The sequence below is a fragment of the Chryseobacterium sp. S90 genome (assembly GCF_047444895.1).
Taxonomy (GTDB): Bacteria; Bacteroidota; Bacteroidia; order Flavobacteriales; family Weeksellaceae; genus Chryseobacterium.
In genome coordinates, this window is record NZ_JBLGCX010000003.1 from 221,948 (window position 1) to 234,043 (window position 12,096).

Below are 12,096 nucleotides of genomic sequence, written 5' to 3' on the forward strand. Positions count from 1 at the left end.
GTTTTCAAAGTATTTAAACTTAAAAAATAAGCGTTTAAAAATCTTTTACGTCTTTTGTTGTTTGATGAAAAATTTAAACAGTTTCTTGTGAAATTCACAGTCTGATTCTTTAATTTTGAAAGAAAGATGATTTACTTATATTTGCTCTGCAAAGTAAAATTAAATGTTTAAAAAAGTAAGTACTGTATTTATCCTTGGATTTTATACGGTTTTTTGTTCGGCCCAGCAGGTCCGGCCTTCAAAATCATCTGAAATTTACCGTGAACTCAAAACCCTTAAACATCTGCCTAAAGTTTTATACCTTGCGGCTCATCCCGATGATGAAAATACGGGATTACTCTCCTGGTTAATCAACGATCAAAATGTAGAAACGGGCTATCTGTCTTTAACCAGAGGTGACGGCGGTCAGAATTTATTAGGTATAGAGCAAGGCGCAGCATTGGGTTTAATCAGAACGCATGAGCTTTTAGAGGCAAGAAAGTTAGACGGTGCCCAACAGTTTTTTACCCGTGCAATTGATTTCGGGTTCTCTAAAAATACTACTGATACCTTTAAACAATGGGATGCCGACAGCATTACTGCGGATGTGGTTTGGGTAATCCGTCAATTCCGTCCCGATATTATCATTTGCCGTTTTCCACCTACTGCTGCGGCAGGCCACGGACAACATGCAGCTTCGGCTGTGGTTGCGGAAAAAGCTTTTAAGCTGGCAGGCGATAAAACGGCTTTCCCGGATCAACTAAAATATGTGAATACATGGCAGCCAAAACGCGTATTGTGGAATACTTTCCGGTTTGGCGGAGTTAATACCACAGCTGAAAATCAACTGAAAGTTACCGTTGGGCAATATGATGCGCAATTGGGAATGGGCTATGGTGAACTGGCTGGATTAAGCAGAAGCTTACATAAAAGCCAAGGTGCAGGAACACAGTCGGTAGCCGGCATCAGAACTGAATATTTTTCACACGTTATTGGCGATCCTGCAAAAACAACACTTTTTGACGGAGTCACTAAAACCTGGACTTCACAGGGAAATGCTGATATTGACCAATCATTAGATAAAATTATTTCCGCTTTCAATTTCAATAATCCGGATCGGAGCTTGCCTGAGTTGCTTGCTTTGCGCAAAAAGGTCATGACGCTCAATGATTCAGACCTGAAAAAGGATAAAATTAAATCTCTTGACAATATCATTTTAAGCTGTGCCGGATTTATGGGCGAGGTCGTAGCCAATCAGGCTGAAGCGGTAGCCGGGGATCATTACAATTTCAGGTTAAATTTGATTTCAAGAGTTGCAAATCCTGTCATTTTAGAAAATGTAAAATGGTTGAGCCAATCAGAAAGCTTCAATAGAAAACTATCAAAGGATTCTTTAATCACCATTCAGCATGACATTCAGATTCCTGCAGATGCTGCACTCACAGAACCGTACTGGCTGGCAAAACCTCCCGCGAACTCAGCTACTTTCTCGGTTCCAAATGATACTTTAATTGGTTTGCCTGAAGCAGAATCACCACTCAATGTATTGCTTGATTTAAAAATCGTTTCAGAAAAATTTCAGGTTAAACTTCCATTATCTTTCAAGAAATTAGATCCGGTGCGTGGTGATGTGGTTGAAGCTTTACGTATTGTTCCTGCATTGGAACTGAAATTCACACAACCACTTTATTGGGTCAAAGAAAATGAAGATTTACATTTGAGTTTAAATATTAAGGTTAATTCTAACAAACAGTTCAGTAAAGGTAACCTAAACCTTATGTATAACGGAGAACGGTTAGGTGGCGCTGATGTAAATTCGTTTAATGGAAAAGATTTTACCGTCGATTACGTTATTCCAAAAACTAAGCTTGCCTCAATAAACTCCTCTCATTTGCAAGTGGATGCCAATTTCCTTGCAGACGGAATTACTTACAATAAAAAACAGGTATTAATTCAATATCCGCATTTGCCTTCCTTACAATATTTTGCACCTGCAACGGTAACTGTAATGAAAGGAGATATTCAGGCAAAGGTTAAAAAAGTAGGGTATATAGAAGGTGCAGGCGATTTCATTCCTGAGTTCCTGCGCATTGCTGGTGTTCAGGTAGATGTGTTGAAAGACCAAGATTTTTATGGCAGCACAGATGAACCTGGCGGAAACGGTAGTCAGAATAAGCTGTCGCAATATGATGCCATTGTACTTGGTGTTCGTGCCAATAACACAGAGAAAAAGCTGGGCCGCTGGATGCCTTTTTTATGGTCTTATGCAAAAGCTGGAGGCAATTTGGTGATGCAGTACAACACTAACCAGGATACAACCGTTGGCCAATTGGGGATGTATAATTTCAGTATTGCCAATAAGCGTGTTACCGAAGAAAATGCTGAGGTTAAGTTTTTAAATCCAAATCATAAATTACTGAATTTCCCGAATAAAATTACTGCTGATGATTTTAAAGGCTGGGTACAGGAACGTGGTGCCTATTTCCCTGCTCAATGGGATGCAGCGTATGAGCCGCTTTTTGAAATGCACGATACAGATGAAGAATCTCTTCAGGGGTCCACTTTATATGCCAAATACGGAAAAGGAAATTTTATTTATACACCGCTGGCATTTTTCAGACAGCTGCCTGCAGGGAATGTTGGTGCAGCACGTTTATTTTTTAACTTTTTATCTGCACAGAAAAACTAATGAACAAACCACTTAAAAATTGGAATATCTGGTACATACTATTAGCGGTTGCGTTAGTATTGCAGATCGCATTTTATTATTGGTTTACTAAATTTTGGGCATGAGTACTATAGATTGGACAGTTCTTATTTTTACACTTGTTGTAGTGGTGGTTTACGGCGTATTCATTGGTCGTGGCCAAAAAAGCAACGAATCCTACCTGAAAGCAGATAATAAAATGCCCTGGTATATTGTGCTTATTGGTATTATGGCGACGCAGGCAAGTGCCATTACCTTTCTTTCAGCACCGGGCCAGGCTTATACAGACGGGATGCGTTTCGTACAGTATTACTTTGGTCTGCCTTTGGCGATGATTGTAATCTGTATTACTTTTATCCCGATTTTTCAGCGTTTAAATGTCTATACCGCCTATGAATATTTAGAAAACCGTTTTGATAAAAAAACAAGAGTGCTTACTTCACTGCTTTTTCTTTTTTCCAGAGGTTTATCAACCGGAATCAGTATTTATGCTCCGAGTATCATCTTATCAAGCGTTTTAAACTGGAATATTTATTTAACCAATATTTTAACAGGTGGTATTCTGTTGATTTATACCTATGTTGGAGGGGCAAAAGCGATCGCTCACACCCAAAAATTACAGTTTCTTATTATTCTGGGAACAATGGCGTTTGCAGGTTTTCTACTCATTCAGAATATGCCGAATGGAATTGGGTTTAAAGATGCACTATATCTGGCGGGGAAATCCGGAAAGCTCAATGTAATCACCACAGAATTTGATTGGAAAGACAAGTACAACATTTGGAGCGGGTTGATTGGCGGTTTTTTTCTGGCACTTTCTTACTTCGGGACGGACCAGAGCCAGGTTGGCAGATATATTACTGCAAAAGACAATACCAATGCTAAAATGGGCTTACTGTTGAATGGATTGGTTAAAATCCCGATGCAGTTTTCTATTCTCCTGATCGGTGCTTTGCTTTTCGCATTCTTTTCTCTGAAACCGGCTCCCATTTATTTTAACGAACGCTCTTATCAATATTTAAAGGATACAAAACCTGAACAGGCTGCGGTTTTTGAAAAAGAACATCAGGATTTACAACTAAAATTTAATGCAGAATCAAAAGAAATTCTAAAGCTGAAAGAAACCGATTCTCCCGAACTCAAAAAAACAATTCAGGATTTTAAAGATACACAAACGCAGGTAAAAGCACTGCATGGCAGGGTAGAGGAAGCGATCAATAAGTCAAACTATAATGCGGAGAAAACAGATACCAACTACATTTTCCTGTATTTCGTAAAAAATACTTTGCCTGTAGGGATGATCGGTTTACTCTTTGCCGTCATTTTTCTAGCCAGCTGGGGTTCCATTTCTGCAGCGCTGAATTCCCTCGCCGCCTGCTCATTAAAAGATGTTCATTTAATATTCAGCAAAGAAATTCCTGATGAAAAAACAGAGTTGAAGTATAGCCGCCTGCATACATTAGCCTGGGGGATTTTCTCAATCGGTGTAGCTATGTTTGCCACACAAATGGGTTCCCTTATTGAAGCGGTTAACGTGCTGGGTTCTCTTTTCTACGGTCCGATATTAGGGATTTTTCTTGTCGCGTTTTACTATAAAAAAATCAACGGTGCGAATGTATTTATTGCTGCAATTTTATCAGAAATTACGGTGATTGCCGTGTATCAGTTCGATATTGTTTCTTTCCTTTGGCTTAATGTAATCGGTGCAGCGGCGGTCATTATATTTTCAGCAATCGGATTGCTGTTTTATAAACAGAAAATAGTAAATTCGTAAACGTACAATAACAAAAACAAACAAATAAAATATTATGAAAACGATTCTTAAATCTGCAACTGTACTTGTTGCTACCATGACGCTTTCACTGAATGCCTTTGCACAGGACACTAAAAAACCTGCCAGCCCTCCGGCTACGGCTACGGGAAAAATTAAAGATGCAAACATTACCATAGCTTACAGCAGTCCTTCTGTAAAGGGACGTACAATCTGGGGTGGTTTAGAAGCTTATAATAAAGTTTGGCGTGCGGGAGCCAATGAAGCAACTACTTTTGAAACAGATAAAGACATTACTGTTCAGGGTAAAAAACTGGCTGCTGGTAAATACAGCTTTTTCTTAATTCCTAAAGAAAGCGGAACCTGGACTGCAATCTTTAACAAGGAGCCAAAGCAATGGGGTGCTTATAAATACGAAGAATCAAAAGATGCTTTACGTGTTGATGTAAAAACAAAGGCTTTACCGGCAACACAGGAAACTTTGGTTTATAAAATAAACAACAACGGATTCACAATGGATTGGGATAAAATCTCAGTTCCTGTAGAAGTAAAATAAATTTGAATATAAGAAATTAAAATCCCGTTAATGCGGGATTTTTTTGTTTAAAACGCCCTAAGAATTTATGCCCTGATGCTAAATAAAGGTAAAATTTGTGGAAGTTTTGATATAAAATAACAAGCTTTCTTAGTTTAAAATTATGAAGTTTTTTATAATTGAATTATTTCTCTTTCGATTTTTCCGAACCCATTTCAGCTTTCACTTTCTCCCGATGCTGAATTCCCCATCGTGTCATTGCACCAACCAGTTCTTCTAATGTTTGGCTGTAAGGAAGTAGCTCATATTCAATCGTTACGGGATAAACATTTTCTACTTTCTTAACTATAAATCCATTCAGTTCCAGGTCTTTCAATTCGCTGGAAAGTACACGTGCCGAGATTCCGATGACTTGTTTCTGAATTTCTGTAAATCGCTTGTTTCCTCGTGCCATTGCAATAATTATCATCAGCTTCCATTTTCCGCCGATAACATATAAAGCATCTGAAACCGCTGTTAAAACGGTATGGCATTCTTCCGTGAATGCTTTGTTATCTGTTTGATTTTCTGTTGGTTTTTTCATAATTGTTGCGATTGTTAGTTGGTAACCTTTAAGTAACAACTAATAAAATGTAACCAAATATAATATAATTTTGTCCAGGAATAATTACAGAAAGTAATTTTAAAATTTAATTTAAACAACAAAATTATGACATTAGAAGTTTTAAAAAACAAGCAGGATTTAAGAGACTTAATTGACAATTATGCTTACCTGGGTGATGAGTGGAAAATCTCAGAAGTTATGGATTTATTTACTCCGGACGTTATTTATAAAGTTTACATGAATGGGGCTTTGGTTGCAAACGTTTCGGGCAGAGAAAGTATGGAGAGTGATTTTAATTTGCACGCTTCACAAGTAAAAACCTATTTCACATTAAACGGTCAGCATTCTACAAAAATCGATGGCAAAATGGCAACTGGAATTTCATTTTCTCAGATTAAAATGATTCGGGAAAATGAAGGCAATGATGTATTAACGGATTATAGCGTGAAGTATGAAGACAAATATGTTTTCCAAAATGAGAAATGGCTGATTAAAGAAAGAATCGGGTATTTCGTAATCATTGAATCGAGAACTATTTCATAATACGAAATTGTAAAGTATTAGGCCTTTAAAGCCTTTTTAAGCGATAGAATTTTTTGTTTCGACAGGGAATTCTATTGGCGTTTTACTTCTGCAATCATTTTACAACTGATTAGTTTGATTTTCTTAACTTTGAAAAATGAAAGAAAAGGTAAAAAGAGTTGTTTCGGAGTTTAATAGTGAATTAAAACTAAAAGGTTTCCGTGCATTCCAGATTGAGCAGGATGGAAGCGAAACCCGTGTATACAGCAGAAAGGAATTCTATAAAATCTGCCTTACGACAGGGAAAAGTAAAATTCATTATTCTGATAAAAGCTTTGAGCAGGAAGGAACAGTACTTTTTTTCGGAAACCCGCATATTCCTTATTCATGGGAAACCATTTCAACAACTTATAAAGGGTATACCATTCTTTTTTCAGAGGATTTTTTTAAAAATTCTGAACGCTCAGAAAGCTTGCAGCAGTCTTCTTTCTTTAAAATCGGTGGAACTCCTGTTCTGAAAATTACTGAAGAACAGAGACTCTTTCTCAATACTATTTTCCAAAAGATGATTGCAGAGCAGGAAAGTGATTATGTTTATAAAGATGAACTGATACGCAATTACATCAGTCTGATAATCCACGAATCCCTGAAGCTGGAACCTGCAGAAGATTTTGACCAGAACAAGAATGCTGCATCAAGATTATCATCCGTTTTTCTGGAACTGTTGGAAAGACAATTTCCCATCGAAACTACAGACCAATCTCTTCAACTGAAATCAGCCCAGGATTTTGCAAAAAACCTGAATGTTCATGTTAATTATCTCAATCGTGCCGTAAAAGAAGTTACCGGAAAATCAACAACGGCTCATATCACGGAAAGAATTCTCACAGAAGCAAAAGCATTACTGCAGCACACTGACTGGAATATCTCCGAAATAGCTTTCGCATTGGGATTCGATTATCCAACGTATTTTAATAATTTCTTTAAAAAACAAACCGGAACTAATCCAAAAGCATTTCGTTCGGCAGAGGTTTGAATTTCTTAATTTTTGGTTTGATTATCATTAACTGTTAGCACTTCGTTGTTTCTAATTTTGTATCAGTAATTTTTAAACAAAATTCAGATATGAAAATAGTAACAACAATGATGATTTCGTCCCTTCTTTTCATTGGGCAGGCATTTGCGCAGAATAAAAAATCAAATCCAGGAAATATGAATGTAACAGAACAAAACGAACATTATACTTTCCAACTCAGTGATAAAGTAACCCGAAAATCGGTTATCTTCAAAAACCGTTACGGAATAACCCTTTCCGGAGATTTATACCTTCCAAAAAACACAGGAAACGAAAAACTGGCAGCGTTGGCAATCAGTGGACCGTTTGGTGCGGTGAAAGAACAGTCTTCCGGTTTATATGCCAATCAAATGGCGGAAAGAGGTTTTGCGGTTATTGCTTTTGATCCTTCTTACACGGGCGAAAGTGGAGGCGAACCGAGAGATATTGCTTCACCCGACATCAATACCGAAGATTTCAGTGCGGCAGTTGATTTCTTAGGGCTTCAGAACAATATAGACCGAAACAAAATCGGAATCATCGGAATCTGTGGTTTTGCAACTTTTGCGTTGAATGCAACCATTGCCGACAAACGAGTGAAAGCAGTGGCAACGACCAGTGCTTATGATATTTCAAGAGTGAGCGCAAAAGGCTATTACGATAAAATGACTCAGGAAGAACGTACAAAAGCTTTCGAAACAATGAGTCAGCAACGTTGGGTTGATGCTGAAAACGGAAAACCTGAATACCCGAGAACTCATTTACCAGAAAAATTAAATGGTGATGAACCTCAGTTTATAAAAGATTATTTTGATTATTACAAAACGCCGAGAGGATATCACAAACGTTCTTTAAACTCCAACAAAGGATGGACGAAAACTAATTCTATGTCTTTTGCCAACTCAGTAATGTTGAGTTATGTTAAAGAAATTTCGCCTAGGCCGATGCTTTTGATTGCCGGGGAAAATGCACATTCCAGATATATGAGTGAGGATATTTACAAAATGGCTGCAGAACCGAAAGAGTTAATGATAATTCCGAATGCAGTTCACGTAGATTTATACGACAAAGTGGATGTAATTCCTTTTGAAAAACTGGATAATTTCTTTAGAACGAATCTGAAATAATTGAAAATTGTGAATATAGATCCGCTGAGTCAAAGGCGGATTTATGTTCTTATTTAAAATATCTATGCACACCAGTGAAAATATTTTCGCCAGACTTAAAAATGGTGAAACAATAATGCCAGATGATCCTGAAATTCACAAATTGCTGGAAGCTTCTTATGAGGTTAAGAAACAATTGATTCAATTGAACAATTCCACAGAACCAGATGAGATTTTAAAAATATTAAGTGAGATTGTTGATAAAAAGCTTGAGAATGTTGCTGTATTTACACCTATTTACATCAACTACGGAAAGAACCTTACTATTGGTAAGAATGTCTTCATCAATTTCGACTGTACTTTTCTGACTTTAGGCGGAATTACCATTGAAGATGAGGTATTGATCGGTCCGAAAGTTAGTCTGATAACTGAAAATCATCCGTTAGAACCTCAATATAGAAAAGGGCTGATAGGTAAATCTATTCTCCTCAAACGAAATGCATGGATTGGGGCCAATGCAACCATTCTTCCGGGAGTTACAATTGGTGAAAACGCTGTTGTTGCAGCCGGAGCTGTGGTTTCAAAAGATGTTCCGGACAATGCTGTGGTGGGTGGGATTCCTGCAAAAATCATCAAAACAATTGAATCATAAATATTTAATCATCATTCTTTTAGCGTTCAGTCAATCTGTAATCGCACAAAATAAAGTAAATTCAAACAAAATAAAATCAAACAAAATGAATCCAAATATCCCTGAAATAAGTGATTTTCCGACAGGTGAAGAAAACACTGCTTTTGCGCAATATTTTATTGGTAAATCATATCTTGCTCCTCTTACAAGCAATAAAGATTTAAATGTTCCTGTTTCCAATGTTACATTTGAACCGGGTTGTCGTAACAATTGGCACAGCCATACAGGCGGACAGCTTTTGATTGTTGTAGGTGGCGAAGGGTTATATCAGGAAAGAGGAAAACCCGCCCGTCGTTTAAAATCTGGTGATATTGTGGAAATTGCTCCGAATGTTGAGCATTGGCACGGTGCGGCTGCCGAAAGCTGGTTTTCGCATTTGGCAACGAATGGTAATCCGCAAACCAATCAGAATATTTGGTTAGAAGCTGTCTCAGATGAAGAATATGCTGAAGCCAACAAAAGCTAATTTTCTACGATGAGCGAAAACAAGTGTCTCCAATGGATAATTGCAGTATATGGCCATCTTTTTTGCACACTTAATTTTGGAAATTTAATTAAAGACTTTGGAGGAATTAATATAAGAAAATAAAAATAGCGCCAACTGTATTGAGTTGGCCGTGACCAAGACGAGTGTATCTTCAAACATTTTTATTGATGATTTGCTTTTGTTTACCTTTTCTTACATGAAGATTATGATTATTTCCAATCAATCAGTTATTATAACATATGATGAAACTCTAAGTTTATGGTCTCCATATTGAAAATATTTTCTATTTTTGGTGAAACTGTAGACCTCTATCTATGAATAAAATAAGTTTTATATTAATTTGCGCAATCGATTGCATTTTTTCGTGTTTTTTATATGCTCAAAGATCTGTAAGAGTTGTTAATTCTTTGGATTTTTCCAGAAATGAAGTAGTGGCAATTCCCAGAACTATGCTGCGGTCATTTTTACATGAAAACAGCGAGGAAGAGCTTAGAATAAAAGATGCAAAAGGAACATGGCTGCCTATTCAATGGATAGATTATGATGCTGATGGGAAAAATGAAGAATTGCTTTTTCTGGTAAATATTGACGGAGGAAAGACCAATATATACACTATTGTTGCGGATGGGAGCGTTCAAATCCCGGAAAGAGGGATTTCTACCTATTCGAGATTAGTCCCGGAAAGAGTAGATGATTATGCCTGGGAAAATGATAAAATTGCTTTCAGGGTCTACGGTCCGAAAGGCCAGCAGGAAGCTTTAAAGGGTATTAAAAGCAGTACGCTTTCAAGTGGTGTTGACATCTGGCTGAAAAGAACAGATCAGCCTGTTATCAATACGTGGTACAAAGGTTATCTTACAGATCCTATGTATTATCATAAAGATACAAGAGGGGAAGGCTATGATCCTTACCATGTGGGAAACAGCAGAGGAACAGGCGGGATAGGAATCTGGAAAAATGAAAAGCTTCAGGTTTCCCAAAACTTTGTTGCCTCCAGAACAATTGCTGAAGGTCCTTTAAGGACAGTTTTTGAACTGACTTATCAGCCATGGAGTGAATTTGGAGTAAAAGAAACAAAAAGAATTTCTCTGGATCTGGCTTCCAACTTTTCAAAGTTTGAATCTGTTTTTGAATCAGAAAAACCTGTTCCGAATTATACTATCGGAATTACACTGCATAAAAATGAAGGAAAAACCCAATTGAATGATCAAAACGGATATTATCTTCATTGGGAGAAAATAGATGATGCTTTTGTGGGAGAAGGAATTGTTGTGAATCCGCAAATCGTTGAAAAATCAATCGCTTTTACCTCAGATGTTCCCGATGAAAGTAATCTATATGTTATTACAAAGCCTTATAAAACCTTAACATATTATGCAGGATTTGCCTGGCAGAAAAGCGGACAGGTGCAAACACAGAAAGACTGGGAGAATATGCTTCAGAAGCAGGCTCAGATCATTGCAAAACCATTGGTGGTGAAAGTAGGACAGTAATGAAGTGGTAATTTTTAAATAATAAAAAATGAATCTGAAAATATACACATTTACATTAGGATTACTGACGGTAAATTATTCTGCTCAGTTGAAAGATACACTGGCAGAGAAAATGCTTGTCTATCAGCTTCCCAATGGCGGTTGGGGAAAACAGCTGGAAGATAAGTCAGTGGTAAACTATAATCTGCCTGTTGATAAAAATCTTTTGAGAAAGATAAAGTCTACGGGGGATGATCATGCAACGATTGATAATAATGCAACTTCCAGAGAGATCAATGGATTGATTAAAGCGTATTCAACTACAAAAAATCCTGAGTATTTAAAAGCTGCAGAAAAAGGAATCAGTTATCTTCTTCTTATGCAGTATGATAACGGAGGTTTTCCACAATATTATCCCAATACAGGGCTTTACAGAAAGCAGGTGACTTATAATGATAATGCGATGATTAATGCCTTGACAGTTCTGTATAATGCAGCGGAAGGAAAGAATGGTTTTGATGTGGTTTCTTCTTCCCTAAAAGAAAAATCAAAAATTGCAGTTCAGAAGGGCATCGGATGTATTTTAAAAACTCAGGTTCTTCAGAAGGGAACCCCTTCTATCTGGGCCGATCAGTATCATGAAATTACTTTGCAGCCGGATAAGGCAAGAGCTTTTGAGCCTGTTTCATTAGCTACGGGAGAATCGGTAGGAATTATCAGGTTTATGATGCAGCAGCCAGTGACTCCTGAAATAGAAAAGTCGATAAAAGCCGCTGTAGAGTGGTTTAAGCAGAATAAAATTGAAGGGTACAGTTATAATGTAGCAAAACAGAACGGGAAAGCGGTGAGAATACTGGCAGAAGATAAAAATTCTGTGATCTGGGCGAGATTCTATGATATTCATACCAACAAACCTCTGTTTGGAGACCGGGATGGCAGTGTAAAGTATAATTATACTGAAGTTTCGGAAGAAAGGAGAAATGGATATAGCTGGTTTGGAGATTTTGCCGAAAAACTGCTTGCTAAGGAATATCCGAAATGGCTTGAAAAAAATAAAATAACAGAATAGCAACAGATATTAATAAGAGCGGGCTTTAGTCCGCTTTTTATATCAAAAAACCTTAGGCTTTATCTAATCTTTATAGAATACTGAAAGGCCGGAATACAA

11 protein-coding genes are annotated in these 12,096 nt (G+C 37.2%); 10 read left to right on the plus strand and 1 reads right to left on the minus strand.

The window, feature by feature from the left end; all coding sequences use genetic code 11:
* The first annotated feature begins 163 nt into the window (after positions 1-163).
* The 3 genes from ACLMCG_RS10910 to ACLMCG_RS10920 all read left to right on the plus strand — a co-directional run bounded on the left by ACLMCG_RS10910 (position 164) and on the right by ACLMCG_RS10920 (position 5,013).
* Positions 164-2,668, plus strand: coding sequence for a PIG-L family deacetylase (locus tag ACLMCG_RS10910; RefSeq protein ID WP_413959560.1), 2,505 nt, complete (start codon positions 164-166; stop codon positions 2,666-2,668).
* A gap of 100 nt (positions 2,669-2,768) precedes the next feature.
* The gene (locus ACLMCG_RS10915) at positions 2,769-4,460 is read left to right on the plus strand and encodes a sodium:solute symporter (protein ID WP_413959561.1); all 1,692 of its coding nucleotides are present in this window, start codon (positions 2,769-2,771) and stop codon (positions 4,458-4,460) included.
* Between the two features lie 34 nt (positions 4,461-4,494).
* Positions 4,495-5,013: a DUF2911 domain-containing protein gene (locus ACLMCG_RS10920; protein WP_223599621.1), complete on the plus strand. Its 519-nt coding sequence runs from the start codon at positions 4,495-4,497 to the stop codon at positions 5,011-5,013.
* A 163-nt stretch (positions 5,014-5,176) separates the two neighbouring features.
* Here the strand turns inward: ACLMCG_RS10920 and ACLMCG_RS10925 are convergent, their stop codons facing one another.
* Positions 5,177-5,575 (minus strand): winged helix-turn-helix transcriptional regulator, encoded by a 399-nt coding sequence (locus ACLMCG_RS10925; RefSeq protein ID WP_223599622.1) that lies wholly within the window; start codon positions 5,573-5,575, stop codon positions 5,177-5,179.
* Between the two features lie 126 nt (positions 5,576-5,701).
* On the opposite strand from ACLMCG_RS10925, the gene ACLMCG_RS10930 reads away from it, so the two are divergent.
* The 7 genes from ACLMCG_RS10930 to pelA all read left to right on the plus strand — a co-directional run bounded on the left by ACLMCG_RS10930 (position 5,702) and on the right by pelA (position 11,997).
* Positions 5,702-6,139: a nuclear transport factor 2 family protein gene (locus ACLMCG_RS10930; protein ID WP_413959562.1), complete on the plus strand. Its 438-nt coding sequence runs from the start codon at positions 5,702-5,704 to the stop codon at positions 6,137-6,139.
* 136 nt (positions 6,140-6,275) lie between these two features.
* Positions 6,276-7,154 carry a helix-turn-helix domain-containing protein gene (locus ACLMCG_RS10935; RefSeq protein ID WP_413959563.1) on the plus strand — a complete coding sequence of 293 codons (879 nt, stop codon included), beginning with the start codon at positions 6,276-6,278 and terminating at the stop codon, positions 7,152-7,154.
* 89 nt (positions 7,155-7,243) lie between these two features.
* On the plus strand, positions 7,244-8,299 hold the full coding sequence (locus tag ACLMCG_RS10940; RefSeq protein ID WP_413959564.1) for an alpha/beta hydrolase: 1,056 nt from the start codon (positions 7,244-7,246) through the stop codon (positions 8,297-8,299).
* 64 nt (positions 8,300-8,363) lie between these two features.
* Complete coding sequence (locus ACLMCG_RS10945; protein WP_413959565.1) at positions 8,364-8,930, plus strand: DapH/DapD/GlmU-related protein; 567 nt, start codon at positions 8,364-8,366, stop codon at positions 8,928-8,930.
* Between the two features lie 85 nt (positions 8,931-9,015).
* A complete protein-coding gene (locus ACLMCG_RS10950; protein ID WP_413959566.1) occupies positions 9,016-9,435 on the plus strand; it encodes a cupin domain-containing protein in 420 nt (139 codons plus the stop codon).
* Positions 9,436-9,863: 428 nt separating this feature from the next.
* Positions 9,864-10,949 carry a DUF4861 family protein gene (locus ACLMCG_RS10955; protein ID WP_413959567.1) on the plus strand — a complete coding sequence of 362 codons (1,086 nt, stop codon included), beginning with the start codon at positions 9,864-9,866 and terminating at the stop codon, positions 10,947-10,949.
* A 28-nt stretch (positions 10,950-10,977) separates the two neighbouring features.
* Positions 10,978-11,997: a pectate lyase gene (pelA, locus tag ACLMCG_RS10960; RefSeq protein ID WP_413959568.1), complete on the plus strand. Its 1,020-nt coding sequence runs from the start codon at positions 10,978-10,980 to the stop codon at positions 11,995-11,997.
* Positions 11,998-12,096 lie beyond the last annotated feature (99 nt).